The organism is Haloarchaeobius amylolyticus (assembly GCF_026616195.1).
GTDB classification, from domain to species: domain Archaea; phylum Halobacteriota; class Halobacteria; order Halobacteriales; family Natrialbaceae; genus Haloarchaeobius; species Haloarchaeobius amylolyticus.
The window spans coordinates 129,187-155,816 of the sequence record NZ_JANHDH010000002.1; the positions used below are offsets into that span (position 1 = coordinate 129,187).

Genomic DNA, 26,630 nt, shown 5'->3' on the forward strand with positions numbered 1-26,630 from the left:
TTCGCGGGTGATTTCGATGGCGACTGACGTCTCCGAGACGCGGCGAGCGTACACAGTCCGGCTGGAACTCGTCGACGAGCCGGGCGAGCTGTTGCGCGCGCTCCGTCCCATCGCGGACAACGGAGGGAACCTGCTCTCGATATTCCACGAGCGCGGGAACCTGACACCGCGGGGGAACATCCCGGTCGAGGTCGACCTGGAGTGCTCGCCGAGCCGCTTCGAGGACGTGGTCCAGGGCCTGCGCGACGCCGGCGTCACGGTGACGCAGGCCGGGGCCGACCAGTACACCGAGCAGGTGAGCGTGCTGCTCGTCGGGCATCTCGTCGAGACGGACCTCTCGGACACGCTGGAGACCATCGAGGAGTGCAGTGGGGCCTCGGTCATCGACTTCGCGCTGGACGCGCCGGCCGGGACGGACGACGTCTCGAGCGCGCGGGCACAGCTCGCGGTCGAGCCGGGCCAGACCGAGGAGGCGCTCGCGGTGGTCCGCGAGGTCGCCGAGAAGAAGGAGCTGCGTGTCGTCGAACCGCTCGTGGAGGGAGACGCATGAAGGTCGCCGTCCTCGGTGCGGGCGCGGTCGGACGCTCGGTCGCGCGCCTCGCGGGCGAGCACGGCCACACCGTGACCGGTCTGGCGGACTCGAGTTCCGGCGTGACGAACCCCGACGGCATCGACGTGGACGCGGTGCTCTCGCGGAAGTCGGCGCGTGGCTACGTCGGCGGGGCCGACCCCGAGGTGGTGCTCGACGGCGAGTACGACGTCCTCGTCGAGGCGACGCCGACCACACTCGGCGACGCCGAGCCCGGCTTCTCGCACGTCCGGACCGCGCTGGAGCGCGACCGGCACGTCGTGCTGGCGAACAAGGGCCCGGTGGCCGAGCGCTACGGCGACGTGATGGACCTCGCGGCCGCGAGCGAGGGCGAGGTGCTGTTCGAGGCGACCGTCGCCGGCGCCATCCCGGTGCTCGGCACCATCGCGGACTACGGCCCTTCACAGGTGACCGCGGTCCGCGGCGTCCTGAACGGGACGGCGAACTTCATCCTCTCGCGGATGGCCGCCGAGGGGCTCGACTACGAGCACGTCCTCGCGGAGGCACAGGACCTCGGCGTCGCCGAGGCCGACCCCGCCTTCGACGTCGAGGGGACCGACGCCGCCCTCAAGTGCGTCATCCTCTCGAACGTGCTCGCCGGCGGCGAGACGGAGTACACCCTCGAGGACGCGGACGTCGACGGCATCGTCGACATCCCGCCGAGTGCACTCCAGCTCGCGCAGTCCGACGGGCGCACCGTCCGTCTCGTCGGCGAGGCGACCCCGACGGGCATCCGGGTCGGCCCGCGACTCGTCCCGACCGACAGTCCGCTCGCGGTGACCGGGACGGAGAACATCGTCCAGCTGGAGACCGACCACGCGGGCACGCTCGCGCTGCGCGGTCGCGGGGCCGGTGGCGACCCCACCGCGAGTGCGGTGCTGGCGGACGTCGCGCGCCTCGAGTGACGCCCTTTGGTGTGTCTTCGCACGCCAAACCGCAAGACGGCGACGGGGTGTCGTGAGGCCCGTATCGAAATGGTTTTAACTGTTTCTGCCGAAAGATTCCCACACAGCGCCTCTGCGCGTGAGATACAACAATGAGCGACAAACCGCACCAGAACCTGGCCATCATCGGCCACGTCGACCACGGTAAGAGCACACTGGTCGGGCGACTCCTCTTCGAGACGGGGAGCGTGCCCGAGCACGTCATCGAGCAGTACCGCGAGGAAGCCGAAGAGAAGGGCAAGGGCGGCTTCGAGTTCGCCTACGTCATGGACAACCTCGCCGAGGAGCGCGAGCGCGGTGTAACCATCGACATCGCCCACCAGGAGTTCGACACCGACGAGTACTACTTCACCATCGTCGACTGTCCGGGCCACCGCGACTTCGTCAAGAACATGATCACCGGCGCGTCCCAGGCCGACAACGCCGTTCTCGTCGTCGCCGCCGACGACGGTGTCGCGCCCCAGACCCGCGAGCACGTCTTCCTGGCCCGCACGCTGGGTATCGGCGAGCTCATCATCGGCGTCAACAAGATGGACGTCGTCGACTACGGCGAGGAGAAGTACAAGGAGGTCAAGGCGGAGGTCCAGAACCTGCTGAAGCAGGTCCAGTTCCGCTCCGAGGACGCGACGTTCATCCCGATCTCCGCGTTCGAGGGTGACAACATCGCCGAGCGCTCCGACAACACCTCCTGGTACGACGGGGACATCCTCCTCGAGGCCCTCAACAACCTGCCGGAGCCGCAGCCGCCGACGGACGCGCCGCTGCGCCTCCCGATCCAGGACGTCTACACCATCTCCGGCATCGGTACGGTCCCGGTCGGCCGCGTCGAGACGGGGATGCTCAACACGGGCGACAACGTCTCGTTCCAGCCGTCCGACGTCGGTGGCGAGGTCAAGACCATCGAGATGCACCACGAAGAGGTGCCCCAGGCCGGCCCCGGTGACAACGTCGGGTTCAACGTCCGTGGCATCGGCAAGGACGACATCCGCCGCGGTGACGTCTGTGGCCCCGCCGACGACCCGCCGTCGGTCGCCGAGACGTTCCAGGCCCAGATCGTCGTCATGCAGCACCCGTCCGTGATCACGGCCGGCTACACGCCGGTCTTCCACGCCCACACGGCACAGGTCGCCTGTACCATCGAGTCCATCGACAAGAAGATGGACCCGTCCTCGGGCGAGGTCGCCGAGGAGAACCCGGACTTCATCCAGTCCGGCGACTCCGCGGTCGTCACCGTCCGTCCGCAGAAGCCCCTCAGCATCGAGCCGTCCGGCGAGATTCCGGAACTCGGCTCCTTCGCAGTTCGTGACATGGGCCAGACCATCGCGGCTGGCAAGGTCATGTCCGTCAACGAGAAGTAAACAATGCAGCAGGCACGCGTCCGGCTCGCGGGAACGAGCCCCGACGACCTCGACAACATCTGTGACGACGTTCGCGAGATCGCGAACAAGACAGGTGTCAACCTGTCGGGTCCCATCCCGCTGCCGACCAAGACGCTCGAGATCCCGACCCGCAAGTCCCCCGACGGTGAGGGGACTGCGACGTGGGAACACTGGGAGATGCGCGTCCACAAGCGTCTGATCGACCTCGACGCCGACGAGCGCGCACTTCGCCAGCTCATGCGGATCCAGGTCCCGAACGACGTCAGCATCGAGATCGTCCTCGAGGACTGACCCGAGGGCCGAACGACGGCTTCGCCGTCGCTCTCTCGCGCAGTTCCGTCGTCCGCACCTCGGTCGCGAATCTTACTCTCTTTCGCACCACCCGAATCTTTAGTAGCGACGCCGCCCGAGTGTAACTATGTCCCGTCGCGCCGGGAGCCCCACCCTCGAGACGTTCGTCGTCTTCGCACTCGTCTTCGCCCTCCAGCTCGTCGTCAGCGTCTTCCAGGGCCTTCTGGGCCTCGCGGGGTTCCACGACTTCCTGTTCACCCTCTACGCCCCGTTCGACCGGCCGTGGACGCTCGTCACGAGCGTCTACGCACACGCCGGCCCGATGCACCTCCTCTCGAACGCCATCGCGCTCGCGCTCGTCGGCTTCGTCCTGGAACGGAAGACCTCCCGGTTCCGGTACCACGCCTTCTTCGTGGTGAGCGGTGCCCTCGCCGGGCTCGCACAGGTCCTCACGAGCGGGTTCGTCGCCGCCATCGGCCTCGGGCGCCCCACGGCGGTCCTCGGCGCCAGCGGCGCCGTCTTCGCTCTCTACGGCTACGTCCTCGGCGGCAACCGCGTTACCGACGGCGTGCTGTCGCGCTTCGACGTCCCCGAGTGGGCCGAACTCCTCGTGTTCGTCGTCGTCGCCGCCGCCGTCACCTGGGCGACCGGGGCCCCCGGCGTCGCCCTCGTCGCCCACTTCGCGGGTTTCCTCATCGGCGTGGCAGCCGGCCGTACCCGGCTGCTCGCGACGTCACAACGTTCCACGCACGGGCACCGAAAGGAAAGTTACTAATACGCCGCGGGGGCAAGGTTTGGTTGCGTTCCGCGGGCTCGTAGATCAGGGGTAGATCGCTTCCTTCGCAAGGAAGAGGCCCTGGGTTCAAATCCCAGCGAGTCCACTTCTCTCGTCTCGCTTCGCCCGACTCGTCCAGTGGCCTCGCTGTAGTCCCGTTCGCTCGCTACGCTCGCTCACGAGACTCCCAGCGAGTCACGTCGGTTCCTTACAGCGTCGAATCAGCATATAACCACCCGTCTAGCACGGGCCACGCCTGATTCTGCACCCCAACCCGGGTCGGAAATAGACCCCTCGAAATCGAAGGAATCGACAACCCGAATCCGGGTCGCCGCCGTCACGCGAACTCGTCGAAGGAAAACACGGGTACTCCACGCGACCAACACTCACGTCCCCGATCGCCGGCCCGACTCGGGACTACCACACCGACCGTTCGTCGGTCACCACGACCTCCTCGTCGACGAGAGCACGGCAGTTCTCGTACGGGACGAACGCGGCGAACTGGCCGTCGATGTAGCACTCGATGCCTTTCTCGACCTTCTCGTAGCTGTCGCACTCGATCTGGCCCTCGGGGAGGATGACGCGGTACATGTGCGTGGATACGGTGTGGGACGGGAAATCCGTGACGCGGCGTCTCAGCCAGCTGTCATTCGGAGGCGCTCCTACTCGGTGATGGGTTCGGGCTCGTCGGTGGGCGAGAGGTCGACGGCGTCGGCGTACTCGAGGGCGTCGGCGAGCCAGGGGTCGGTCGTGTCGTCGCTCGTGCTGCCGGCCTCGGTGAGCCGTGGTGGGCCCTCGTCGGGGACGAGGACGCGAACCAGCCGGTCGCGGTCCGTCACTTCGAGGAGGTCGCCCTCGGGGTAGGTGTCGACGTGGGCGTGGTCGAAGCGGTCGCGGAGTGCCTGCACGCGCGGTGGGTCGCTCGCCGGGAGGAAGTCCCGGACGTCGAAGACGGGGTCGAAGCCGGTTTCGAGTGCCTCCCGGGCGGCCGGTGTCCAGTCGTCTTCCCCTCCGTCTTCGTCGCCAGCAGCCTGTTCGTCTGCGTCAGCAGGCCCTGCAGTGCCGCCAGCAGCCGTGTACCCCACCGGCCCGGGGAACGCGCCGTAGACCGGTTGGCCGCCGTCCCGTGGCGCGGCTGCCGCGGGGTCGGGTTCGACGGTGGCGGTCCCGGCGTGGTCGTCGTAGCCGGTGACGAGGAACACGGCCGTGTCGTCGCCGTCGGTGACCGCGACGCGGAGGCCCGCGTCGGTCACGTCCAGCAGTCGGCAGACGAAGTCGTCGCCGAGCGGCTGCGTCAGGCTGTGGTCGTCGGACCGACGGCTGTCGGTCGGGGCACTCGACCGGTCGGCACCGGTGTCGCCGGTCACCGTCGCGGTCGATGATTCTCCCGGCTGGTCGGGCCTTCGTCGCTCGAACGCGCGGGTGAGGACCCAGAACGTGCCCGCGAACAGGGCCAGCACGAGCGCGACGAAGACGACGTAGTTCACGGTGGGACCACCTGTCGGGGCGGGCGGGTCGCTGGCGGGCGTCGCATGAATCTACCTGTTCTTCGACAGACAGGCCGAAAACGGTACCGGCGTCCTACTCGGCGGTGTGCTCTTCCTCCTCGTCGTCCTCGACGACCCGGATGCCGCGGTTGTTGACGGCGTTGGGGTCGAGGCCGACCTCCTGGAGGAACTGCTTGTACTCGCGCTCGCAGGTCTCTGCGGCCTTCTGCTTGTCCGAGGCGGCCGAACAGAGCGCGGCGAGGTCCTCCGGCACGTCGTTGGTGTAGACGATGTAGTGGTTGATGAGGTCCGAGAGCCGGCGGATGGGCGAGGTGAAGTGCCCGTAGATGTCGAAGTTCAGCGCGTGGTGGCCGCCGAAGGGGTCGGACATGTACTTCGCGCGCGGCATGACCTTCATCACGGCCCACTGGATCTTGCCGAGCTGGCGCTCGGGGGCGGTCTCCAGCGTCGCGTTGACGGCCCTCCGGGGGTCGTCCCAGGAGTCACCGGGGATGCTCACGCCATCGAGGTCCTGTATCTCGACCAGCGCCTTGTCCCACTCGTCGGGGGTGGGCTGGGGGTGGACGCGGTACATCGCCTCGACGCCGCGGTTCCACATGAGGACGTGCGTGACGGCCTTGTTCGCCTTCAGCATGCACTCCTCGATGATGGTGTGGGCGCGGTCGCGGCGGGGGTTCAGGACGAGCGAGCCGTCCTCCTTGCGCTGCTCGTGGAGGCGGTCGGCCACGTCGAAGACGAGCGAGATCTCGTCGTGGAGGGCGGCGTCCTCCTCGTCGAGGCGCTTCTCGGTCTGGGTGTAGGTCAGGCGCTCGTCGGAGTGGATGACCGATTTGTAGATGTCTATCTCGTCGTAGGAGAGGGTCTCCTTGTCGAGTTCCATCTCGACGGTGTGGGCGAGGCGGTCCTCGTTGGGGACCAGCGAGCAGACCGTCTCGGCGAGCATCGGCGGCAGCATGTGGATGGTGTAGGCGGGGAGGTAGACGGTGTTCCCGCGCTCGACGGCCTCCTCCCACATCGCGCTCTCGGGATGGACGTAGTGGGTCACGTCGGCGATGTGGACCCACAGCGTGTACGTCTCCTCGTTCTCGCGGATGGAGATGGCGTCGTCGAAGTCCTGGGCGTCGACCGGGTCGGTCGTCCACGTCGTCAGGTCGCGCAGGTCCTCGCGCTCGTCGAGTTCGTCCTGTATCTCCTGCTGGACGTCGGTGGTGCGTTCCTCGGCCTCGTCGAGGACCTTCTGGGGGAACTCGTCACGGATCTCGAACTTCTCGAAGAGTTGCTCTCGCTTGTTCTCGAGGTGGCGCGCGAGCTCCTCGTCGATCTCGACGGGGCCCTGGCCTTCCGCAGTCCCGGCCGCGGCCTGCGCGCTCTGTTTGTCGTTCATATCACTGGCCTACGCCCGGCCGGCACGAAAACGTGTCGGGGTGACCGCGCCGTGGCGGCGGTCCCCTCAGGACTGCTCCGAGGTCCCGTAGCGCTCCTCGACGAGTCGGTCGTACGTCTCGAGGAACTCCTCCTGTGTCATCTCGGCGCCGTCGATCTCACAGAGCAGTGACTCCAGTTCGTCTCGCGGCTGGTGGCACTCGGCGCGGTAGCACGGTTTGCAGAGGAACTCGAACTCCTTGCCGGTGCGCTCCCAGCGGTTGCCGTACTTGTCGTACTCCCGTGCGTTTCGACGTGGAACGTCCTCGCCACAGGAGATGCACGTGACGGTATCGTCTCCCCGGTCTGTCCGGGAACCCCACATACATCGACAGATGCAGGGGAGGGTTAAAGCCCTTGTCGCGGTGTGGCGTGACACCCGGCCACCGTGCCCCCGGACCGCCGTCGTCCCGGCGAGAGCGCGTCGTTTATGCGCCTCCCCGCCGACCGCCCGAGTATGCAGGTCAAGTCACGCCACCACCTTCGCAGCGACGACGTGAGCGAGGTCGAGTCGGCCATCGCGGACCAGCTCGGCGTCGACCTCGACGGAGACGCCTACGAACTCGTCGAACTCGACGGGAGCGAGTTCGACCTCGTGCTCGTCGACGGCGACCCGCAGGTCTGCTACGTCGAGGACGAACCGTTCCTCACCGTCGCGGGCGCGAACGCCCACGAGGTGACCCGCCGCGTCGTGACTGTCGACGCCGGCGCCATCTCGTTCGTCTCCGGCGGCGCGGACGTGATGCGGCCGGGCATCGTCGAGGCGGATTCGGCCATCGCCGCGGGCGATCTGGTCGTCATCGCCGAGGAGACCCACGGGAAGGTGCTCGCCATCGGGCGCGCACTCACCGGCGGTGACGACATGGTCGGCGACTCCGGCAAGGTCGTCGAGTCGCTCCACCACGTCGGCGACGACCTCTACGAGTTCAAGGTCTGAACCCGCCGCAGTCTCTCGATCTCTGGGTCGGTGGCGCCGGGACGTTCCGCGTCCATGAGGAATCAGGCACGCCACTCAACCGTCCTGCGACCGTCGGTCCACACGAGACAGGGCATCCCCCTCGTCTCACAGTGCCTCTGCGGCGCCGCGCCCGCGGCGCCATCTTCACGTACCAGACGGCGAGTGACGACGCGGTCCCGGCCCGCTCAGGCGTCCGAGACCGCGTCCATGTCGTCGTCCTCGTAGGCGTCGCCGTACTTCTCCAGTGCCGCCTCGAACCCCTCGCGCGCCAGTTCGTACGTCTCGCGCAGGTCGACGATTGGCGTCTCGGTCGCGTCGACCCGCAGGTCGTCGTAGTACGGTTCGGGGTCCCGCTCCTCGGTCGTCTCGACCACCAGCGCCGCGCTCTGGATGGGGAGGTCCTCGCGTTTGTCGCCGCCCTCCGCGTGGCCGGCCTCGAGCGCGTCGACCAGTCGCTTCGCCAGCGGCTCGTCGCGGTCGCCCGCCTCGTAGGCTTCGGCGACGGCGTCGACGACGGCCTCGCCAGTGAGCAGGTTCCCGGCGACGGTGTAGTTCTCGCCGACGCGGTCGCCGGCCCAGTCCATGCACTCCTCGCCGGTGAACGCGAAGCTCCCCTCGGTGCCGACGCCGTGGAGCTGCCGGGCCGGCGCGTTGTCGTCCGCGTTGAGCAGGCCCTGCAGGGCGTCCTCGACCGCGAGCCCGTCGTCGAGGTACTCGACGCCCTTCTCGCCGAGGCGGACGTTCGTCAGGCTCTGGGTGGCGACCGCCCCGTTCTCGCTGGCCCAGGGACACAGCGTCCCGACGCCCGGGAGCCGGGTCGTAACGGCCACGCCGAAGCGGGTCTGCTCCTCGCCCTCGTCGTCCTCGTACGTCTCGCGCACGCAGATGCTGAAGGTCATACCTGGGTCTGTCGCGCGAGAGGCGAAAAAGGTCCGTGTCGCGGGTCAGACCCGCGGGTCGTCGAGCTGTACGGGCCGGATGGCGGTCGCGGTCGCGCCCGTCTCGTCGCGCGCCGTCACGCGCACGAGCACCCGCCCGGACCGGGTGGTCCGCGCGTCGTCGTTGACGCCGACCGCGGTGGTCCCGGCTGCCTCCTCGCCCTCGACGCCCACGGTCACGGCGTTCCGTTCGCTGTTCTGGCCGATGACGCAGACGGTGACGTCCGCGAGGTCGCCGTCCGAATCGGACGCCGCCCACGAGACGACGACCGCCTGTCCGTCGGTGTCTGTGTCGGTCAGGACGGCGTCGAGTGTGACGCCGTCCACGCGGGGCGGGCACGGCTGTGTGGCGCGTGCCGAGTGTTCGCCAGCTGTCCGGGTCGCGTCGGCGTCGTCCGTCGACAGGCGCCTCGTTCTGTCCCCTGTCATTCGTGTTCACCTAGACAGAGGGTCGCATGGGTCATGAGGCCCCCACGGACCGCCCCGTGAGTACCGGGACGTGAGGCAGGGCCCGCCGAAGCGCCGCCGGAACCGCGTCGAACTGCCACGACAGCCCAGACGGTTCGGCGCGCGGACAGGTGTCCGACGCAAGAACTATACTCGTCCCGACGGACGTTCTCCCGTATGGGATTCATGTCCAAGATCCTCGGCACGAACGGCTCGCGTAGCACCGAGGACTATCTGGAACTCGATCTCGACGACTTCGACACCGTCTCCGGCGAGGCAGCGATGGAGGTTCACATCGCCGAGGTCGCCGGGCAGGCAGACGCCATCGACATCAAGGACGCCGTCTACGACGGCGACCTCGTCATCGCCGACATCACGCGCCTGCGAACCGAGGACCGGACCGTCGACCACATCATCGACGAGCTCCGCCAGGTCGCACAGGAGGTCGGCGGCGACATCGTCCAGAAGGGCGACGACCAGCTCATCGTCACGCCGACCGGCGTCCAGATCAGCCGCGAGAAGCTCGGGCGCGACTGACCCTCTCTCGTCAGTGGTGCCGCGCCGGCGAGCCACCTTTTATATCCGATTCCGCGACCAGTCCCAGCGTGTCCTGACGACAGCGACCGTCCCGGGGCTGGGCGGGTGTGCAGTCTCCCCGGACGGACGCCACCGAGAGCCGTGACTGCCTGTTCGCAACAGACCGCAGCCAGTGGCGATGCCGCGGATGCCGGGCGAGAACGCCCGCGCTAGAAGTGGTCCTTGCCGGGGTTCGAAGAGCCCCAGTCGCCGCGTCCACCCTCGGTCCGGTCGACGCCCATGATGGACTCGGCCTGCTCGACGCCGAGTGATTCGCCCGTCTCGGGCACCCGGACGGTCACGTCCTCGATCTCCGGCCACTTGTACAGTTCCGCCTCGATGTTGCCGGTCGTGATGTCGGCCACGGAGCAGCCGCTACAGCCGCCGCCGAGTTCGATGACGACCTCGCCGGTCTCGGGGTCGGCCTCGCGGACGGCGCTCGTCCCGCCGTGCATCTGGATGATGGGCATCTCGCGTTCGAGCCACCGTTCGAGGCGCTCCTTCAGCGTGTCCCCCTCGGCGTCAGAGGAGTCGGTACTCATTACTCGTGTGTAGGTCGTCCGGACGTGAGAAAGCTTTGGGTATCGTTCGCACGATTCCACAGGAACGACCGTGAGGGACCGGCTATTCCGGCTTCCGGCGACCGAGCAGTCTGGCGCCGGCCAGCCCGGCACCGACGAGCGTCGCGACCACGCCGAAACCGGGGGTCGAGCCGGCCGCGGCGTCGTCCTCGGTCGCTGTGGGCGTCCGTGTCGGTGTCGCGGTCGGTGTCGCGGTGGGCGTGGCCGTCGGCGTCCGGGTCGCCGTCGTCGTCGTCCCTGTTGCCGGCCGGTCCTCGCCCCACCACACGTCGGTCGGGAGCTCGGTCATCTCGCCCGCGGCATCGGGGAACGTCAGCAGGCCCTCGGACGAGACCCCGGCGACCTGGTGCGCCGAGGCGACGAAGAAGTCGCCCGCGACCGCGGTCCGGGCGGTCCAGAACGCGTACGTCTCCGGCTCGGCCCACCACGTGAGACGTTCGGGGTTCGCCGGGTCCGAGACGTCGTGGATCGTCACACCGCCCTGGTACCAGCTGGTGTAGAGCCGGTCGCCGCGCAGCTCGAAGTTGTGCGCAGTCGTCCAGGTGCCGTTCCCGTAGGTGTTGTTCGGCGAGTTCGGTGGTTCGATGGTCGATAGCTTCCGGGGGTCGGCCCTGTCGCTGATGTCGAACAGTTCGAGCCCCGAGGGTCCGCCCTCGTCGTCCTCGGTGTTCGCGTCCCACGACTCGCCACCCTCGACCATGACGGTGGCGTCGTCGTTCACCGTGACGTAGTGGTCGTTCCCGGCCGGTTCGAAGTACTTCGCCCGGCTCAGGTCGTCGAGTTCGTCGCGGGTGTAGTCACCCTTGCGCCCGACGAAGGTGGGGTTCGCCGGGTCGCTGACGTCGAGGATGAAGACGCCGGCGTCCCAGTAGGCGCAGTAGGCGTGGTCGCCCTGGACGTAGAGGTCGTGCAACACGGTGTTCGGCGGGACCTCCTCCCAGTCGGCGCTCCAGTCGCCGGGCGTCCACGTCGCGAGGCGCTCGAAGGGCGGTTCCGAGACGTCGACGATGTCGACCGCGTAGCCGCCGGTGAGGTAGGCCACGCCGTCGAGCAGGTGGGCGTTGTGGTTCCCGTGGGAGGGCGTCTCGAACCACTCGCCGACCTGTTCGGGGCTGGCGGGGTCGGAGACGTCGAAGACGAAGATGCCGCGGGGGCCGCCGTTCTGGGCGGCCGTCGGGACCAGCACGCGGTCGTCCTCGTACTTCACGTCGAGGACCTCACGGACGCTGGTCCCCTCGGGGTCGGTGAGGTTCGCGGCGTCGCCGAGCAGGGTCGGGTCGGTCGGGTCCGAGATGTCGACCGAGACGAAGCCGGAACCGACTGCCACGTAGGCCACGGTGCCGTCCTCGTTCACGACGGCTTCGGCCGCGCCCTGGAGTTCGATGCTGCCGAGGGGTTCGTACCCGGCCCGTGTCCCGGTCGTCCCGGCGGCGACACCGCCGAGCGTCGGGAGGGTGAGCGCACCGGCCCCGGCGCGCAGCACGGTTCGTCTGTCGATTCGGGAGGGGGACTCGTCCATGGTCCGGGTGACGACTGTGCGGAGATAAGTCTGTCCGAACGACCGGGAAGCATGATGTTTCTGGCTGTCAGTCCTGTTCCCGCCGGCGTCGGCGGCGCCGGAGATAGCCGGCCGCGCCGACGCCCATCCCGACCAGCGTCGCGACCGGGCCGAAGCCGGGGATGGCCTCGTCGGGCGAGCCTCCCGTGTCGCCCGCGGTGGTCGTCGTGGTCGCTGGAGTCTGCTCGTCGCCGGCTGTCGTGGTGGTCCGCGTCGTCGCCGACGTGGTGGTGGTCCGCGTCGTCGCCGACGTGGTGGTGGTCCGCGTCGTCGCCGACGTGGTGGTGGTCCGCGTCGTCGTCCGTGTCGGCAGGTCGTCCTCGGGCGCGACGACCAGCGACGAGGGGTCGACTTGCTCGCCGGCGCGGTCCGGGAACGTGTACAGTCCGCTCGTGTTCGTCCCCGGGACCGCGTACGCGGAGGCGACGAAGAACTCGTCGTCCACGGCCAGGCGAGCCGTCCAGAACGCCAGCTCGTCGGGGTCGCGCCACCAGACGAGGCGGTCGGGGTTCGCCGGGTCCGAGATGTCGTGGATCATCACGCCGCCCTGGTACCACGAGGAGTAGAGGCGGTCGCCCGTGAGCTCGAAGTTGTGCGAGGTGGTCCAGGTCCCGGCGCTGTAGCTGGCGTCCGCCGTCTTCGGTGGCTCGATGGTCGCGAGCTTCTCGGGGCTCGCGGGGTCCGAGAGGTCGAACAGCTCGATACCGGAGGGGCCGCCCTCGCCGTCGTCGGACTGGAGGTCCCAGGACTCGCCACCTTCGGCCATGATGCTGGCGTCGTCGTTCACCGCGACGTAGTGGGCGTTCCCCGGTGGTTCGAGCCCCGCGCTCTGTGGCAGGTCCTGCAGTTCCTCTGGCGTGTAGTCGCCGACGTGGCCGACGAACCTGGGGTCGGTCCGGTCGCTGACGTCGAGGACGAAGACGCCGGCGTCCCAGTAGGCGCAGTAGGCGTAGTCGCCCTGGACGGTCACGTCGTGGAGCGTCTGGAACGACTCGAAGTCCTCCCAGCCGTGGCCGTAGTCGATGGGCGACCAGCGACTCCCCGGCTGGGGGTCGGTCGGGTCGGTCACGTCCACGATGGACAGCGGGTTCCGCGCCCCGTTCAGCCCGGTCGCGTAGACGTACGAGCCGTCGAAGTCGACGTTGTGGAGCACGAAGGGCATCGAGTACCACGAGAGTCGCTCGGGGCTCGCGGGGTCCGTCACGTCGTACAGGAAGAAGCCCGCGATGGGGCCGGACTGGGCCGGCCCGGGCACGACCAGCAGGTCGTCGGCGTACTTCACGTCGAGGATCGTCTGGAGGGTCTGGTCGCTGCCCTCGGGGGAGAGCCCGCGACGCTCGGCGAGGACGCTAGGGGAGGTGGGGTCGGCGATATCCACGGTCGCGAACCCGTCGCCGACGGCGAGGAAGGCCACGGTGCCGTCCTCGTTCACGACGGCTTCGGCCGCGCCGTCGATGGTGACACTGCCGAGTGGTTCGTACGGGGTGGTCGTGTGGGTGGTGTCGTCTCGGCGGGCGGTCGCCGCACCGCCGACCAGGGGAAGGGAGAGCGCGCCCACCCCGGCGCGCAGGACGTCTCGGCGTCGCATATGCGAGGCTTCGGCCGAGACGAGTTAAATCGGCTGCCTGTTCAGTCGCGCTTGCCGAGGAACCGGGCGGCACCCAGCCCGAGGCCGGCCACGGTCGCGAGGACGCCGAAGCCGGGCGTGCTGCCCTCGCTGCCGCCGTCGTCGCCACCGTCGCCACCGGACGTGGCGGTGGTGCCGCCGCTCGTCGTGGTGGTCGGTTCGGCGGTCGTGGTCGTCTCCGGCGGGTCGCTGGTGGTCGGCTGTGCCGTCGTCGACTGGCTGGTCGTGGTCGTCTGGTTCTGCTTGGCGACGTACTCCGGCCAGTCGCTCTCGGTGACGCGGCTGCTGTTCGACGGGGCGGTGAACACGCCCGGCGGGTCGGCCATCTCGGCCGCCGTGTCGGGGAACGTCACGAGGCCGCCGGTGTTGTCCTTGCCGGGGCCCATGTTGCCGGCGACGAAGAAGTCGCGGTCGCCCGTGAACTTAGCGCCCCAGAACTGCTGGGACTCGGGGTCGCGCCACCAGGCGAGGCGCTCGGGGCTCGCCGGGTCGGAGACGTCGTGGATCATCACGCCGCCGTAGTACCAGCTGGTGTAGAGCCGGCCGTCGTGCACGTCGAAGTTGTGCGAGGTGGTGAACTTGCCCTGGAAGCTCTCGTCGGGCGAGCCGGGCGCGCGGATGGTCGTGAGCTCCTCGGGGTTGGCCTTGTCGCTGATGTCCCAGACGTCGATGCCGGAGGCACCGCGGGTGTCGTCGTCGGGCTTCAGGTCCCAGGACTCGGCGCCGACGTACAGGGTCTCCGCGGACTCGTCGACCGTGACGTAGTGGTTGTTGCCCGGGGGCTGGATGCCGATGCGGCTGAAGTCCTCCTGCTTGAGCTGGGAGAGCTTCGCGGCGTCGAGGCCGCCCAGCCGGGAGACGACCTCGGGGTTCGCCTTGTCCGAGATGTCGACGATGAACGTCCCGGCCTCCCAGTTGGCGAAGTAGGCGTAGTCGCCCTGCACCCAGAGGTCGTGGAGGCTGCGGAGCCAGCCGTGGACGTCCTGCCACCTCTCGTCGTGGTCGACGATACCGAAATCGCTGACCTCGGTGAAACTGTCGTCGGAGACGTCGAAGATGCGCATCGACTCCCTGTCGAAGTCACTGCGCGTGAGGTAGGCGTACCCGTCGACGAAGAAGGAGTTGTGGATGGGGTGGTCGACCTTCTTGACCGCCAGCTGTTCGGGGTTGGCGGGGTCGGACACGTCGTACAGCAGGGCGGCCTTGACGAGCTTGTCCCGGCTGGGGCTGTTCGGGCCGACCACGAGGAGGCGGTCACCGTCGACCTTCACGTCGGCGACCATCTTCATGGGGCCGTTCTCGGCGTCGGCGAGCAGGTCGCGCTGGTCGGCGACGACGGTCGGCGTCGCGGGGTCGCTCACGTCGACGGCGGTGAAGCCGGTCCCGTTGGCGACGTAGGCGGTCTGCCCGTCGTCGCCGACGGTCACTTCCTGTGTCCCTTCGACGGCCGCACTGCCGAGGGGAGCGTACGATTCGGTAGGGAGGGCGGTTGCGACCGAGCCGACCGCGCTCGCAGCGAGCACGCCAGCACCGGTTCGCAGGACGTCTCTGCGTCGCATACCGCGACGGACGATTTGTACGGTTGAAAAACTGTGGGAATGTAAGCATCTATTTGTGTTATGGACTGTCACGGTATCGACAACGAGAACAGGGTGGGGCGTACAGCGGGCAGGGAGGCGGGCAGTCGCGGAGGCGCCCTACCGACGGAGCTTCGACCGGTCGCCGGTGCCGGCGGTCAGCGCGCTCGCCAGCGCGCCCTTGACGACAACGTCGTCGCCGAGTGTGGTCAGCTGGATGTCGGGGACGTTCGTCATCACCATGTCGTCGACGCGCTCGCGGATGGGGTCCATGACGAGTTCGGTGTTGTTGAGCGCGACCGCGCCGCCGATGTAGACGACGATGGGGGCGAAGGAGTGGACGACGTTGGTGACGCCGATGGCGTTCCAGTGAGCGAGCTGGTCGACGACGTGGCTGGCGAACTCGTCGTCGCGGGCGTGGTCGAAGACGTCCTTCGCGGAGAAGTCGGGGTCGTCCAGGGGCAGTGCGGTGTCGAACTCGGGGTCGTCGTCGGCGAGGAGGCGGGCGTAGCGTGGGATGTTGTTCCCGGAACAGTACGCCTCCCAGTGTCCCTCCTTGCCACAGCCGCAGGTGAGCCGTCCCTGCGGATCGACGACGTAGTGGCCGACCTCGCCGGCGTTGCCGTCCCAGCCGCTGGCGACCTTCCCGTCGATGCAGACGCCGGCGCCGATACCGGAGGAGATGGTGATGTACACCATGTCGTCGGGGTTGCGGTCGGCGAAGAAGCGCTGGCCGATGCAGCCGGCGTTGGTGTCGTTGTGGAGGTAGACGCGCTCGGAGTCGACGAGCTGCTCGATGGGCCCGGTCAGGGGCACGCGCTCGACGGTGTCGGGGAGGTTCGGTGGGGTCTCGAGGGTCCCCTGGGCGAGGTCGAGGGGGCCGGCGGCGCCGATACCCGTGGCGTAGATCTCCGTCGGGTCGACGCCGGCGTCCGCGCAGGCGCGACGGAGCGTGTCGAGGACCGCCTCGGTCACGTCGATGCCGGTCGGTCCCTGCGGCGTCTTCGTGCGATACGAGCCGATGATGCGTGCGTCGTCGTCGCCGACGACGGCTCGGACGTTGGTCGCGCCGAGGTCGACGCCCGCGTACGTGGCCATGTAGATGGGAAACGGAGGGGCGGACACTTAATTCGTTAGATTTACTCGCGAATGAGTGAGGGTGGCAGTGTCATCCCCCGGGCCGTCGGGCGGTCGTGGCCGTCGGGTCCGCCACCTGCGAACCGTGGTTCACGTCTCAGGCACCGGGTGTGTGCGACACTCTCACGCACATGGCGGTCCTAGAGGGGGATATGGACTCGACTGAACTGACAGAGACCGAGATCGAAGCGCTCCACCGGACCGAACTCGCCCTCGAGTGGTTGCGCCGGGCACACGGCCATCTCCTCGAGTTCCACCACGGCATCGGCCACGCCATGGACCACCTCGACGGTGCGGAGGAACTGCTCCGCGAGAGCGGACACACCGACCTCGCGGACCAGATCCGCGACAAGCACCTCCCACGGGGTGTCATCGACCGCGGCCCGGGCGCAGAGGGCGACCGCTGGTCGTACGACGTGGTCGAGACGTTCGAGGACGGGTTCCTCGGCGACGTCATCGAGTTCGAGGCACAGACCCGGTCGGCAGTCGCGGACGGGGCGCGACACGTCTCCGAGCGACGGCAGGAACGAGAGTGGCGCGAGCGGGCTAATCCCGAACGAAGGTGACCGGGCAGGGCGCAGAGAGCATCACTTCCTGGGCGGTGCTGCCGAAGACGGCCTTGCCGGTCGGCGAGCGCTTGCGACCCGCGACGTAGACGCGGTCGGCGTCGACGCCCTTGGCGACGTCCACGATGGCGGGGCCGTGGTCGCCCACGGTGCCGCGGACCTGGTAGTCCACGCCGGCGTCGTCGAACCGTTTTCGCAGGGCGCGGATGGTCGCCTGGCGGCCCGCCACCTCGCCCGGTGTCGCGTCGTTCGGGTTCGAGAAGTCGAGGCGGGTGCGGGCGCTGTCGTACTCGTCCTCGGTGAAGGCGTGGGTCAGCACGACCTCGGCGTCGGTCGGGACGGCGAGTTCGAGGACGGCCTCTGCGAGTCGGTCCGCGCGGTCGCCGTCGCTCGGGCCGACGGCGAGCACGATGGTCTGTATCGTCATAGGACCGTATGCTGTGGCGAGCCAGTAAAGCCTTCTGGAAATTTACTCGACTCTGAATGAACTTCTCGGAACGACCGGTTATGGTGGCGGGGGCCCAACCCCCGGGCATGATCCGACCCGACCTCTCCGACCAGGTCGCACTCGTCACCGGGAGCGCGAAGGGCCTCGGCCGCGAACTCCTCCTCGCCATCGCCGACTGCGGGGCCAGCGTCGCCGTCCACTACCGGACCAGTGGCGACGAGGCTGCCGAGGTCGCCGAGCAGGCCCGCGACCGTGGCGCCCCCGCGGTCACGACCGTCCAGGCCGACGTGACCGACCCCGACGACGTGGCCGCCACGTTCGAGGCTGTCGAGGCCGACCTCGGCACGGTCGACGTGCTGGTCAACAACGTCGGCGCGTTCGCCCCCCGCCACTGGACCGACATCGACCACGACACCTGGCAGACCGTCTTCCAGACCAACGTCGACGCCACGTTCCTGACCTGCCGGCGCGCCCTCCCCGCCATGCGCGAGCAGGGGTACGGCCGCATCGTCAACGTCGGCTACGCCTCCAGCGAGAAGGGCCTCGTCAGCCCGAAGAACGCGCCGTACTTCATGGCGAAGGCGGGCGTCCTGATGTTCACCCGGATGCTCGCCGCCGACACGCAGGACGACGGCATCACGGTCAACGCCATCTCGCCGTACGTCGTCGAGAACTCCGCCGAGTTCCCCGACGAACTCCCCCGCGGCCGCGCCGCCAGCTACGCCGACATGGAGCAGGCCATGCTGTTCTTCCTCGACGAGGACTCCGACTACATCAGCGGGGAGAACGTCGAGGTCGACGGCGGGTGGCTCCCGGAGAAGGTGTGACCGCCGGCACGCGACCCGACACGCCGGCGGGAGTCGCCACCGGCAGCGGGGTCAGTTTCATGTGTACCCACCGCAATCGTTCTGGTGACACGACGTAATGAGTGCGAGAACCGGGGTACTGTGGATAACTGGGGAGACCGACGAGTCGCCACTGGTCGACCGGCCCGACGTCCGCATCCACCGGGCGGCCGACCGCGCCGAGGCCGCCGACGTGCTCGCGTCCGTCCGGGTCGACTGCATCGTCTGCCCGCACGAGCGCGAGGGCAACGCCGGCGCCGTCCTGCTCGAACGACTCGGCACCACCCACCCGCACGTCCCGAGCGTCCTCGTCTCCGAGCGACCCGACGACGACCTGGCGAGTACGGCCGCGAACGGGTCCATCACGGAGTACCTCCCGCTCGCCATCTGGGACGACCCCGGCGCGCGACTCGCCGACCGGGTCCACGCCCTCGCCGCCGCACACGACCCGACCCATCCGGACGAGCGGACGCTCTCCGGGCTGCTCGCGACCGCCCGCGAACTGATGACGACCCGGGCCCCCGACGACATCGCGACGGTCGTCGCCGACGCCGCCAGCGACATCCTCGAGTACGACAGCGCCGCGGTCTGGCTCGTCGACGACCACGAGGAGGTACTGCGCCTCGCCGCCGGCTCGGCCGTGGCGAACTACGGCGTCGGCGAGGGTCCCGTCGGCACGGCGTACGAGACCGGCGAACCCTCGGTCCGCGAGACCGAGTCCGACGCGACGATGTACTTCCCGCTGGGCGACCACGGCGTGCTGGCGGTCACCGCCGACAGCGTCCGGGCGATGGAGGACGCCGACGTCCAGCTCGCGGAGATACTCGCGGCGAACGCCTCGGCGGCGTTCGGGCGCGCCTCCCGCGAACAGGCGCTCGAACTCTACCAGACGGTCGTCGACAACGTCCGCGAGATGGTGTACGTCCTCGACGAGGACGGCCGGGTCGTCCTCGCCAGCCAGCAGATACTCGACGCGGCGGGCTACGACCGCGACGAGATCATCGGCGAGCACGTCTCGAAGTTCTTCACCCCCGAGGGCCTCCAGAAGGGCACGGGCGTCATCACCGAGATGCTCGCCGAGGACGACCCCGGCAACCGGACCTACCGGACGGAGGGCATCCGGGCCGACGGCACCCGGATTCCGGTCGAGATAGAGCTCTCGCTGCTCCCGACCGGGGACGGCGAGTTCCGGGGGACCATCGGTGCCATCCGGGACATCTCGGACCTCGTCGAGACGGAGGAGCGCCTCGAACACGAGCGCGACCGGTTCCGGTCGCTGTTCCGGCACATCCCCGACCCCGTCGTCGACACGCGCTTCGAGGACGGCGAGCCCGTCATCGAGGGCGTCAACCCGGCGTTCGAGCGCGTCTTCGGTCACGAGGCGACGGCGGTCGTCGGTCGCTCCGTCAACGACGTGCTCGTCCCGGCCGGCGACGAGGAGACCGGCAGGGAACTCGACCGCCAGACCCTCGAGGACGCGCCGACCTCGGCGGAGGTCCGCCGCGAGACCGCCGACGGCGAGCGCTTCTTCCTCTTCCGGGGCATCCCCTACCGGGCGGGCGACGGGGCGACACACGCCTTCGGCATCTACACCGACATCTCCGACCAGCGCGACCGCGAACGCCATCTGCAGGTGCTCCACCGCGTGCTCCGGCACAACCTCCGGACGGACATGGCCGTCGTCATCGGCTACCTCGGCGAACTCGCGGACGACCTGACCGACGAGGCCCACCTCGCGCTCATCGAGCGCGTCACCGGCCGGGCCGAGGACGCCGCCCGGCTCGCCGACAAGGTCCACCAGCTGGAGCAGGTGGTCCGGCGCGACTCCGAGTTGACGCCGGAACCCATCGACGTGACCGGGCGCATCGAGTCGCTGGTCACCCGGTTCCGCGAGGTCGAGTCCGACGCCACCATCCGCTTCTCGAGCCCGGAGCGATGCATCGCCTACGCCGACGAGCGCCTCGACCTCGCGGTCGAGAACCTCGTCGAGAACAGCATCGAGCACACGCCAGGCGAGGCACCGACGGTCGCGGTGACCGTCGAGCGGACCGACGAGTACGTCGAGATCGGCGTCGCCGACGACGGCCCGGGCATCCCCGAACACGAGCGGGCGCTCCTCACCGGCGACCGCGACGTGACGCGGGTCGAACACGGCGACGGCCTCGGCCTGTGGGTGGTCAACTGGGTGGCGCGGTCGCTCGGCGGCGACGTGACGTTCGGCGACCCCGAGGTCGGGAGCGAGGTCGTGTTGCGGTTGCGTCCCGAGGAGGACTGACCTGTTCTCCGACTCAGTTCCCTTCGAGCGCGTCGATGGCGATGGCCGCGGCGACCAGTGCCTCCTTCGGCGCGTCGCCGCTATCCGTGATGTTGACCTCGTACTTGTCCGCGAACGAGAGCTTGCCCTCGATGGTGCCCAGAGACTTGCCGTCGGGCGACTCGATGGTGTACTTGTGCGGGAGGAAGCCCATCAGCGGGATCTGGTGGCGGAGGAACTCGAGCAGTGCGCCCTGGCCCTCGATCTTGGCGAGGACGCGCCCGTCGGGGGCCCGGACCTTCCACTTGTGCTGGAAGAAGGTGAAGTTCTTGTCGAGGATGGCGACCTCCTCGCCGGTTCGCTCGTCGGTGATGGTGTAGTCGCCGGCGTGGTCCATGATGCCGCCGGCCTTGATGGTGAACACCGTGTCGCCCTCCGGTGACTTGAACGGGAACTCCTCCTTGAGCTTGAAGCGTTTCTTCTTGGCCTTCAACACCGCGTTCCCGGCCGTGTCGTAGACCGTGTACTTGCTCCGGATGAGGCTCTGTTCGACGTCGTAGTGGTCGTCGGTGAGGTCGATTCCCGAGATGACGCTCATGGCCTTTCGTTCCCCACTATCTTATTTAAAACCTTACCTGTGGGGGACCGCACCGTTCCGGCTGTTCGCGGGGCGGCTTCAGCCGCCTGCTCGTCGTTCCTCACCGGTCAGGGCGGTCGGTCGGCTGGCGGTGGCTCCCCGGCAGGTCCCACCAGCCATCGTCCGGAACCGACACCCTAAGGATGCTTCCACACTTGCCTACGACCGAATGACCAAGGAGTACATCGAGGTCAGGGGTGCCGAGGAACACAACCTCAAGGACCTCGACGTGCGTATCCCCCGCGAGCAGTTCAACGTCGTCACAGGCCTCTCGGGGTCTGGGAAGTCCTCGCTCGCGTTCGAGACGGTGTACGCCGAGGGCCAGCGTCGATACATCGAGTCGCTCTCTGCCTACGCGAGGAACTTCCTCGGGCAGATGGACAAGCCGCAGGTCGAGACGGTCGAGGGCCTCTCGCCGGCCATCTCCATCGACCAGAAGAACGCCGCGAACAACCCGCGGTCGACGGTCGGGACGGTCACGGAGCTCCACGACTACCTCCGCCTGCTGTACGCCCGCGTCGGCACGCCGCACTGCCCGGAGTGTGGCCGCGAGGTCGGCGAGCAGTCCGCCCAGACGATGGTGTCGCGGCTGCTCGACCTCCCCGAGGGCACGAAGGCGATGATCGCCGCCCCGGTCGTCCGCGACCAGAAGGGTGCCTTCGAGGACCTGTTCGACGAACTCGTCTCGGAGGGGTACGCCCGCGTCGAGGTCGACGGCGAGCAGTACGACCTCACGATGGACAAGCCCGACCTCGACGAGAACTACGACCACACCATCGACGTCATCGTCGACCGCGTGAAGCTCGAGAGCGAATCCCGGGCGCGCATCGGCGACTCCGTCGAGACGGCGCTGGAGGAGGCCGACGGCCTGCTGAAGGTCATCCTCCCCGACCCGCCCGCGGACGTGGACATCGGCGGCTCGGAGTCCCGGTCGACAGGCGACCTGGCAGGGGAGGGCGACGACCGCCTCGTCCTCGAGTTCTCCGAGGACCTCGCCTGCACCCACTGCGGCATCGACTTCGCCGAGATAGAGACGCGCAGTTTCTCGTTCAACTCTCCCCACGGCGCCTGCCCGGAGTGTGAGGGTATCGGCGAGACGAAGGAGGTCTCGGAGGACCTCGTCGTCCTCGACGAGTCCAAGCCCATCAAGCACGCCTTCGAGCCGTGGAGCTACAACCGGTCGTACTACCGGACCCGGCTCGACAACGTGGCGGCGCACTTCGGCGTCTCCGTCGACACGCCCCTCGAGGACCTCGACGAGGACGTGAAACGGCAGTTCCTCTACGGGACCGACGAGGAGGTCGTGTTCAAGCGCCAGACCAAGAACGGCGTCCGGCGCAAGGAGAAGCGCTTCGAGGGCATCATCCCGAACCTCGAACGCCGCTACGTCGAGACCGACTCGCAGGGCACCCGCGAGCACATCGAGGACTACATGAGCGTCACCGAGTGCCCGGCGTGTGACGGCACCCGCCTCAAGCCCGCCTCGCGGTCCGTACTCGTCGCGGACACCGCCATCACGGAGATCAACGGCATGAGCATCGGCGACGCGCTCGCGCACTTCGAGGGCCTGGAGGACCACCTCGACGAGCGCCAGACCCACATCGCCGAGGAGATCCTCAAGGAGATCCGCGCCCGCCTCGGTTTCATGACCGAGGTCGGCCTGGAGTACCTCACGCTCGACCGCGAGGCCGCCACGCTCTCGGGCGGCGAGAGCCAGCGCATCCGCCTCGCGACCCAGATCGGCTCCGGCCTCGTCGGCGTCCTCTACGTCCTCGACGAGCCCAGTATCGGCCTGCACCAGCGCGACAACGACCGCCTCCTGAACACCCTCGAAGAGCTGCGCGACCTCGGGAACACCCTCATCGTCGTCGAACACGACGAGGAGACGATGCGTCGCGCCGACAACGTCATCGACATGGGCCCCGGCCCCGGCAAGCGCGGCGGCGAGGTCGTCGCTCAGGGCACGACCGACGACATCGTCGAGTGCGAGGACTCCATCACCGGCGACTTCCTCGCCGGCCGCAAGCAGATTCCCGTCCCGGCGACCCGGCGCGACACCGACAGCCATCTGACCGTCGAGGGAGCCCGCCAGCACAACCTCAAGGACCTCGACGTGGCCATCCCGATGGGCTGTTTCACCGCCATCACGGGCGTCTCCGGCTCCGGGAAGTCCACCCTGATGCACGACGTGCTCTACAAGGGGCTGGTCCGGCGGATGAACGACAACAAGTCCGTCAACCCCGGCGAGCACGACGACATCGACGGCATCGACGAGATCGAGACGGTCCGACTCATCGACCAGTCGCCCATCGGCCGCACCCCGCGGTCGAACCCGGCGACCTACACCGGCGTCTTCGACTACATCCGCGAGCTGTTCGCCGAGACGAAGCTCTCGAAGCAGCGCGGCTACGAGAAGGGCCGCTTCTCGTTCAACGTCAAGGGCGGCCGCTGCGAGGAGTGTGGCGGCCAGGGTACCGTCAAGATAGAGATGAACTTCCTCTCGGACGTGTACGTCCCCTGCGAGGAGTGTGACGGCGCGCGCTACAACGACGCCACGCTCGACGTGACCTATAAGGACGCGACCATCGCGGACGTCCTCGACATGAGCGTCGAGGAGGCCTACGACTTCTTCGAGTCCTCCTCGCGTATCCGCCGGAAGCTCAAGCTCCTGAAGGACGTTGGCCTGGACTACATGAAGCTCGGCCAGCCCTCGACCACCCTCTCCGGCGGCGAGGCCCAGCGCGTCAAGCTCGCCGAGGAACTCGGCAAGCGCGACACCGGCAACACGCTCTACCTGCTCGACGAGCCGACGACCGGCCTGCACTCGGCCGACGAGAAGAAGCTCATCGACGTGCTCCACCGGCTGGTCGACAACGACAACACGGTCGTCGTCATCGAGCACGAGCTCGACCTCGTGAAGAACGCCGACCACGTCATCGACCTCGGCCCCGAGGGCGGCGAGAACGGCGGCGAACTCGTCGCCACGGGCACGCCCGAGGAACTGGCCGAGACCGACGCCTCCCACACCGGGCGCTACCTGCGCGACCTGCTCCCCAGCGTGGACCGCGAGGGCCCGCGCGGCCAGCGCGTCGAACCCGAGACGCGGGAGATGGCGGTCCCGACGGACGACGACTGACTGTTCCGGACAGCCCGAAGCTTTTCGATCCCCGGATCCGTCGCCTCGGCCATGTCTCGCTGGCGAGCGGTGGTCAGGCGGGAACTGCTGGCGTACCGGAACCAGACCGGTGTCGAGAGTATCACACTCGGCGACGTGTACGACCAGTTGCTCCCGGTCGTCACCGCGGAGTTCCCCGACAACGACCACCCGAAAGCGAAGCTCAGGCAGGTACTCCAGCAGTTGCGCGACCGTGACGAGGTGACGTTCCTGGAGGACGGGGTCTACCGACTGACCGGCGTCGACGCCGGCGCGGTGGCGGGAGAACCGCCGAAGACGCAGGTCGAGTACACCGCCACCACGTACGAGACGACCGTGGGAGCACGCTCGATCTCGACAGCGTTCCGGACCGACGTACTCGCCAGATACGGGCGGGCCTGCCCGGTCTCCGGGGTCGACCACGCCCGCCTCCTCGACGTGGCGCACATCCTCCCGTGGAGCGAGCACGAGGCACACCGGTCCGACCCGACGAACGTCCTCCCGCTCTCGAAGACCCACCACGCGGCCTTCGACGCGGGCCTGTTCACGCTCGACCGGGACCGCCGCCTCTGGACCGCCCCCGACTTCGACACGGAGAGCGACCTGCTCAGGCGGACCCTGCTCGACCGCGAGGGCACGCGCATCCCGTGGCCGGAGACGGCACCCGACGTGTCCGCGCGCCTCGCCGAACACAACGCCCAGTTGGACTGGGACGTGCCGGCCTGACGTTCAAATACGAAGCCGCCGCCACTCCCGTCGTACTCTGACTCCCGCCGCGCGACGGGCAGCGGTTGTACGACACGTCGTCGCGCGAACCCCCAGTGTCGTCTGTTCGCACCCCACGGTATCGCCCACCAGAGATACTGTCCCCTATATATTCGTCCGCCGGTAGCTATTTAGCGACCTACTCGCTACTCCCGCACGACCGACTGGATGCTGGTCACACACGCATGACCGACGACGCACGAGCAACCGTCTTGATCACCGTCGACTCGCTGCGGGCGGATGCGCTCGACCTCGACTCGGAGGACACGCACACCCCTACCCTCCGGTCTCTGGCCGACGACGCGACCGTCTTCGAGAACGCCTTCGCACAGGGCAACTGGACGCCGTTCTCCTTCCCGAGTATCCTCGGGGGGACGCCCGTCTTCGCGGACGGCCCGCGTATCGGCGTCGGCCCCGGTGCGACCCTCGCCGAGACGCTCCAGCGTGCCGGCGTCACGACCGGCGGCTTCAACGCCTCGAACGGCTTCCTGACGGCGTACTGGGGCTACGACCGCGGGTTCGAGGCGTTCGACGCCTTCCACGCCGAGCCGACGAACCCGGTGAGCAAGTTCTTCTCCGCGCACCCGACGTGGCAGGCCTGGGCGCAGTTCGCCACCCAGCCGATGCGGGCGGCGGTCCGCCGGCTCAGGGGGCAGGAGAGCTACCCCGCCGAGAACACCTCGCGGATGCGCGACGTGGAGAACGCGGCCATCTCGTTCATCGAGGACGCCGACGGCGACTTCTTCTGCTGGATCCACTACATGGACACGCACACGCCCTACGTCCCGGCGCCGGTCCACGTCCGCGAGGTCGCGGACGAGCCCTTCGGGACGCTCCGGATGCTCAGTCCGCACGTCCGGACCGGGCTGGGGCGCGGCATCGAGGAGGGCTCGCCGACGCTCGCGGACCTGCGGACGCTGTACCGGGCGACCGCCCGGCAGGTCGACCAGAGCATCGCCCGCGTCCTCGGCGCGCTCGAGGACGCCGGCATCCGCGACGAGACGTGCGTCGTCGTCGCGGGCGACCACGGCGAGGAGTTCCTCGAACACGGTCACCTCGCGCACTATCCGAAGCTCTACCGGGAACTCGTCGAGGTTCCCTTCATCGTCGATGCGCCCGGGACGGACGGCCGCCGGGTGTCCGAGCCGGTCGCGCTCGACGCGATTCCGCCGACGGTGTGCGACGCGATGGGCGTCCGCGCACCCGACCACTACACCGGCCAGAGCGTCATGCCGACCGTCCGCGAGGGCAACGCCCCCGACCAGGAGCCGGTCGTCACGGTGACGGTCCGGGGCGACTCGGTGACCCAGCAGCCGATTCCGCGGCGACTCGGCGACGGGGACGTGCTCGTCAGCGCCCGGAGCGAGGAGTGGACCTACATCCAGCACACGGCTGCGGGCGAGCACGAGCTCTACGACCGGCAGGCCGACCCCGACGAACAGGAGAACCTGTGGACGGGCGAGCCGCCGACGGCGGCCGTCGCGCGACTGCAGGCGGCGGCCGAACGCCGGTACGAGGCGCTGGAGTCGGTCGCGGACGCGGCGGACTCGGCGGTCGGCGACGACGCCGGCGACGAGGAGGTCCCCGAGGAGATCGAGGACCGCCTGAGCGCGCTGGGCTACAAGTAGCCGCCACGGGTCGAGACGGGGAACGG

General features: G+C 68.7%; 26 protein-coding genes and 1 tRNA gene. 14 read left to right on the forward strand and 13 right to left on the reverse strand.

All coding sequences use genetic code 11. The features are described 5' to 3' along the window. Nucleotides 1–16 precede the first annotated feature (16 nt). The 6 genes from NOV86_RS13065 (at nucleotide 17) to NOV86_RS13090 (ending at nucleotide 4,084) form a co-directional block, all read left to right on the forward strand. On the forward strand, nucleotides 17–550 hold the full coding sequence (locus NOV86_RS13065) for an amino acid-binding protein (protein WP_267641920.1): 534 nt from the start codon (nucleotides 17–19) through the stop codon (nucleotides 548–550). After that, on the forward strand, nucleotides 547–1,494 hold the full coding sequence (locus NOV86_RS13070) for a homoserine dehydrogenase (RefSeq protein WP_267641922.1): 948 nt from the start codon (nucleotides 547–549) through the stop codon (nucleotides 1,492–1,494). The genes NOV86_RS13065 and NOV86_RS13070 overlap by 4 nt, the downstream gene beginning before the upstream one ends. A 131-nt stretch (nucleotides 1,495–1,625) precedes the next feature. Then, complete coding sequence (gene tuf, locus NOV86_RS13075) at nucleotides 1,626–2,891, forward strand: translation elongation factor EF-1 subunit alpha (protein ID WP_267641923.1); 1,266 nt, start codon at nucleotides 1,626–1,628, stop codon at nucleotides 2,889–2,891. Between the two features lie 3 nt (nucleotides 2,892–2,894). Then, on the forward strand, nucleotides 2,895–3,203 hold the full coding sequence (rpsJ, locus tag NOV86_RS13080) for a 30S ribosomal protein S10 (protein ID WP_261649817.1): 309 nt from the start codon (nucleotides 2,895–2,897) through the stop codon (nucleotides 3,201–3,203). Nucleotides 3,204–3,330: 127 nt separating this feature from the next. Then, nucleotides 3,331–3,978 carry a rhomboid family intramembrane serine protease gene (locus NOV86_RS13085; RefSeq protein ID WP_267641924.1) on the forward strand — a complete coding sequence of 216 codons (648 nt, stop codon included), beginning with the start codon at nucleotides 3,331–3,333 and terminating at the stop codon, nucleotides 3,976–3,978. A 34-nt stretch (nucleotides 3,979–4,012) separates the two neighbouring features. Beyond that, nucleotides 4,013–4,084 (forward strand) — tRNA-Ala (locus NOV86_RS13090). A gap of 311 nt (nucleotides 4,085–4,395) precedes the next feature. Here the strand turns inward: NOV86_RS13090 and NOV86_RS13095 are convergent. The 4 genes from NOV86_RS13095 to NOV86_RS13110 form a co-directional block, all read right to left on the reverse strand. Next, nucleotides 4,396–4,569: a hypothetical protein gene (locus NOV86_RS13095; RefSeq protein WP_267641925.1), complete on the reverse strand. Its 174-nt coding sequence runs from the start codon at nucleotides 4,567–4,569 to the stop codon at nucleotides 4,396–4,398. A gap of 71 nt (nucleotides 4,570–4,640) precedes the next feature. Then, complete coding sequence (locus NOV86_RS13100) at nucleotides 4,641–5,465, reverse strand: hypothetical protein (RefSeq protein ID WP_267641927.1); 825 nt, start codon at nucleotides 5,463–5,465, stop codon at nucleotides 4,641–4,643. 94 nt (nucleotides 5,466–5,559) lie between these two features. Then, nucleotides 5,560–6,870 carry an RNB domain-containing ribonuclease gene (locus tag NOV86_RS13105; RefSeq protein ID WP_267641928.1) on the reverse strand — a complete coding sequence of 437 codons (1,311 nt, stop codon included), beginning with the start codon at nucleotides 6,868–6,870 and terminating at the stop codon, nucleotides 5,560–5,562. Nucleotides 6,871–6,936: 66 nt separating this feature from the next. Beyond that, nucleotides 6,937–7,233 carry a DUF7562 family protein gene (locus NOV86_RS13110; RefSeq protein WP_267641929.1) on the reverse strand — a complete coding sequence of 99 codons (297 nt, stop codon included), beginning with the start codon at nucleotides 7,231–7,233 and terminating at the stop codon, nucleotides 6,937–6,939. A gap of 132 nt (nucleotides 7,234–7,365) precedes the next feature. Here NOV86_RS13110 and NOV86_RS13115 point away from each other — a divergent pair, with 132 nt between their 5' ends. Continuing rightward, entirely contained in the window at nucleotides 7,366–7,845 is a 480-nt protein-coding gene (locus tag NOV86_RS13115) for an RNA-binding protein (RefSeq protein ID WP_267641931.1), read from the forward strand. Between the two features lie 206 nt (nucleotides 7,846–8,051). Here NOV86_RS13115 and NOV86_RS13120 read toward each other — a convergent pair whose 3' ends face one another. Further along, nucleotides 8,052–8,765 carry a DUF1028 domain-containing protein gene (locus tag NOV86_RS13120; protein ID WP_267641933.1) on the reverse strand — a complete coding sequence of 238 codons (714 nt, stop codon included), beginning with the start codon at nucleotides 8,763–8,765 and terminating at the stop codon, nucleotides 8,052–8,054. A gap of 45 nt (nucleotides 8,766–8,810) precedes the next feature. Next, the gene (locus NOV86_RS13125) at nucleotides 8,811–9,233 is read right to left on the reverse strand and encodes a hypothetical protein (RefSeq protein WP_267641934.1); all 423 of its coding nucleotides are present in this window, start codon (nucleotides 9,231–9,233) and stop codon (nucleotides 8,811–8,813) included. A 195-nt stretch (nucleotides 9,234–9,428) separates the two neighbouring features. Here NOV86_RS13125 and NOV86_RS13130 point away from each other — a divergent pair, with 195 nt between their 5' ends. Continuing rightward, a complete protein-coding gene (locus NOV86_RS13130) occupies nucleotides 9,429–9,788 on the forward strand; it encodes a cell division protein SepF (RefSeq protein ID WP_267641935.1) in 360 nt (119 codons plus the stop codon). Between the two features lie 209 nt (nucleotides 9,789–9,997). Here NOV86_RS13130 and NOV86_RS13135 read toward each other — a convergent pair whose 3' ends face one another. The 5 genes from NOV86_RS13135 to NOV86_RS13155 all read right to left on the reverse strand — a co-directional run bounded on the left by NOV86_RS13135 (nucleotide 9,998) and on the right by NOV86_RS13155 (nucleotide 16,268). Beyond that, entirely contained in the window at nucleotides 9,998–10,369 is a 372-nt protein-coding gene (locus NOV86_RS13135) for a NifU family protein (RefSeq protein WP_267641936.1), read from the reverse strand. 82 nt (nucleotides 10,370–10,451) lie between these two features. Continuing rightward, nucleotides 10,452–11,927, reverse strand: a complete 1,476-nt coding sequence (locus NOV86_RS13140) for an LVIVD repeat-containing protein (protein ID WP_267641937.1) — start codon at nucleotides 11,925–11,927, stop codon at nucleotides 10,452–10,454. A 67-nt stretch (nucleotides 11,928–11,994) separates the two neighbouring features. Next, nucleotides 11,995–13,554, reverse strand: coding sequence for an LVIVD repeat-containing protein (locus NOV86_RS13145; protein ID WP_267641938.1), 1,560 nt, complete (start codon nucleotides 13,552–13,554; stop codon nucleotides 11,995–11,997). A gap of 41 nt (nucleotides 13,555–13,595) precedes the next feature. Continuing rightward, nucleotides 13,596–15,152 (reverse strand): LVIVD repeat-containing protein, encoded by a 1,557-nt coding sequence (locus NOV86_RS13150; protein WP_267641939.1) that lies wholly within the window; start codon nucleotides 15,150–15,152, stop codon nucleotides 13,596–13,598. A 138-nt stretch (nucleotides 15,153–15,290) separates the two neighbouring features. Then, a complete protein-coding gene (locus NOV86_RS13155; RefSeq protein WP_267641940.1) occupies nucleotides 15,291–16,268 on the reverse strand; it encodes an ROK family protein in 978 nt (325 codons plus the stop codon). Between the two features lie 191 nt (nucleotides 16,269–16,459). Here NOV86_RS13155 and NOV86_RS13160 point away from each other — a divergent pair, with 191 nt between their 5' ends. Next, nucleotides 16,460–16,873 carry a hypothetical protein gene (locus tag NOV86_RS13160; RefSeq protein WP_267641941.1) on the forward strand — a complete coding sequence of 138 codons (414 nt, stop codon included), beginning with the start codon at nucleotides 16,460–16,462 and terminating at the stop codon, nucleotides 16,871–16,873. On the opposite strand, the gene NOV86_RS13165 is transcribed toward NOV86_RS13160, so the two are convergent. Then, nucleotides 16,854–17,300 carry a universal stress protein gene (locus tag NOV86_RS13165; protein ID WP_267641942.1) on the reverse strand — a complete coding sequence of 149 codons (447 nt, stop codon included), beginning with the start codon at nucleotides 17,298–17,300 and terminating at the stop codon, nucleotides 16,854–16,856. The two genes, NOV86_RS13160 and NOV86_RS13165, sit on opposite strands and share 20 nt — an antisense overlap. 107 nt (nucleotides 17,301–17,407) lie before the next feature. Between NOV86_RS13165 and NOV86_RS13170 the strand changes: the two genes are divergently transcribed. Then, nucleotides 17,408–18,148, forward strand: coding sequence for an SDR family NAD(P)-dependent oxidoreductase (locus NOV86_RS13170; protein ID WP_267641943.1), 741 nt, complete (start codon nucleotides 17,408–17,410; stop codon nucleotides 18,146–18,148). Between the two features lie 97 nt (nucleotides 18,149–18,245). Continuing rightward, a complete protein-coding gene (locus NOV86_RS13175) occupies nucleotides 18,246–20,441 on the forward strand; it encodes a PAS domain S-box protein (protein WP_267641944.1) in 2,196 nt (731 codons plus the stop codon). Nucleotides 20,442–20,454: 13 nt separating this feature from the next. Here NOV86_RS13175 and NOV86_RS13180 read toward each other — a convergent pair whose 3' ends face one another. Then, nucleotides 20,455–21,018, reverse strand: a complete 564-nt coding sequence (locus NOV86_RS13180; protein WP_267641945.1) for an LURP-one-related/scramblase family protein — start codon at nucleotides 21,016–21,018, stop codon at nucleotides 20,455–20,457. 208 nt (nucleotides 21,019–21,226) lie between these two features. On the opposite strand from NOV86_RS13180, the gene uvrA reads away from it, so the two are divergent. The 3 genes from uvrA (at nucleotide 21,227) to NOV86_RS13195 (ending at nucleotide 26,604) form a co-directional block, all read left to right on the forward strand. Beyond that, on the forward strand, nucleotides 21,227–24,193 hold the full coding sequence (gene uvrA, locus NOV86_RS13185; protein WP_267641946.1) for an excinuclease ABC subunit UvrA: 2,967 nt from the start codon (nucleotides 21,227–21,229) through the stop codon (nucleotides 24,191–24,193). A 51-nt stretch (nucleotides 24,194–24,244) separates the two neighbouring features. After that, a complete protein-coding gene (locus NOV86_RS13190) occupies nucleotides 24,245–24,937 on the forward strand; it encodes an HNH endonuclease (protein WP_267641948.1) in 693 nt (230 codons plus the stop codon). A 224-nt stretch (nucleotides 24,938–25,161) separates the two neighbouring features. Continuing rightward, nucleotides 25,162–26,604 (forward strand): sulfatase, encoded by a 1,443-nt coding sequence (locus tag NOV86_RS13195; RefSeq protein ID WP_267641949.1) that lies wholly within the window; start codon nucleotides 25,162–25,164, stop codon nucleotides 26,602–26,604. Nucleotides 26,605–26,630: the final 26 nt, after the last annotated feature.

Coding starts and splice junctions, on each gene's coding strand:
- NOV86_RS13065 (WP_267641920.1), top strand. CDS start 17: ATGGCGACTGACGTCTCCGAGACGCGGCGAGCGTACACAGTCCGGCTG.
- NOV86_RS13070 (WP_267641922.1), top strand. CDS start 547: ATGAAGGTCGCCGTCCTCGGTGCGGGCGCGGTCGGACGCTCGGTCGCG.
- tuf (WP_267641923.1), top strand. CDS start 1,626: ATGAGCGACAAACCGCACCAGAACCTGGCCATCATCGGCCACGTCGAC.
- rpsJ (WP_261649817.1), top strand. CDS start 2,895: ATGCAGCAGGCACGCGTCCGGCTCGCGGGAACGAGCCCCGACGACCTC.
- NOV86_RS13085 (WP_267641924.1), top strand. CDS start 3,331: ATGTCCCGTCGCGCCGGGAGCCCCACCCTCGAGACGTTCGTCGTCTTC.
- NOV86_RS13095 (WP_267641925.1), bottom strand. CDS start 4,569: ATGTACCGCGTCATCCTCCCCGAGGGCCAGATCGAGTGCGACAGCTAC.
- NOV86_RS13105 (WP_267641928.1), bottom strand. CDS start 6,870: ATGAACGACAAACAGAGCGCGCAGGCCGCGGCCGGGACTGCGGAAGGC.
- NOV86_RS13110 (WP_267641929.1), bottom strand. CDS start 7,233: ATGTGGGGTTCCCGGACAGACCGGGGAGACGATACCGTCACGTGCATC.
- NOV86_RS13115 (WP_267641931.1), top strand. CDS start 7,366: ATGCAGGTCAAGTCACGCCACCACCTTCGCAGCGACGACGTGAGCGAG.
- NOV86_RS13120 (WP_267641933.1), bottom strand. CDS start 8,765: ATGACCTTCAGCATCTGCGTGCGCGAGACGTACGAGGACGACGAGGGC.
- NOV86_RS13125 (WP_267641934.1), bottom strand. CDS start 9,233: ATGACAGGGGACAGAACGAGGCGCCTGTCGACGGACGACGCCGACGCG.
- NOV86_RS13130 (WP_267641935.1), top strand. CDS start 9,429: ATGGGATTCATGTCCAAGATCCTCGGCACGAACGGCTCGCGTAGCACC.
- NOV86_RS13135 (WP_267641936.1), bottom strand. CDS start 10,369: ATGAGTACCGACTCCTCTGACGCCGAGGGGGACACGCTGAAGGAGCGC.
- NOV86_RS13140 (WP_267641937.1), bottom strand. CDS start 11,927: ATGGACGAGTCCCCCTCCCGAATCGACAGACGAACCGTGCTGCGCGCC.
- NOV86_RS13145 (WP_267641938.1), bottom strand. CDS start 13,554: ATGCGACGCCGAGACGTCCTGCGCGCCGGGGTGGGCGCGCTCTCCCTT.
- NOV86_RS13150 (WP_267641939.1), bottom strand. CDS start 15,152: ATGCGACGCAGAGACGTCCTGCGAACCGGTGCTGGCGTGCTCGCTGCG.
- NOV86_RS13155 (WP_267641940.1), bottom strand. CDS start 16,268: ATGGCCACGTACGCGGGCGTCGACCTCGGCGCGACCAACGTCCGAGCC.
- NOV86_RS13160 (WP_267641941.1), top strand. CDS start 16,460: ATGGACTCGACTGAACTGACAGAGACCGAGATCGAAGCGCTCCACCGG.
- NOV86_RS13165 (WP_267641942.1), bottom strand. CDS start 17,300: ATGACGATACAGACCATCGTGCTCGCCGTCGGCCCGAGCGACGGCGAC.
- NOV86_RS13170 (WP_267641943.1), top strand. CDS start 17,408: ATGATCCGACCCGACCTCTCCGACCAGGTCGCACTCGTCACCGGGAGC.
- NOV86_RS13175 (WP_267641944.1), top strand. CDS start 18,246: ATGAGTGCGAGAACCGGGGTACTGTGGATAACTGGGGAGACCGACGAG.
- NOV86_RS13180 (WP_267641945.1), bottom strand. CDS start 21,018: ATGAGCGTCATCTCGGGAATCGACCTCACCGACGACCACTACGACGTC.
- uvrA (WP_267641946.1), top strand. CDS start 21,227: ATGACCAAGGAGTACATCGAGGTCAGGGGTGCCGAGGAACACAACCTC.
- NOV86_RS13190 (WP_267641948.1), top strand. CDS start 24,245: ATGTCTCGCTGGCGAGCGGTGGTCAGGCGGGAACTGCTGGCGTACCGG.
- NOV86_RS13195 (WP_267641949.1), top strand. CDS start 25,162: ATGACCGACGACGCACGAGCAACCGTCTTGATCACCGTCGACTCGCTG.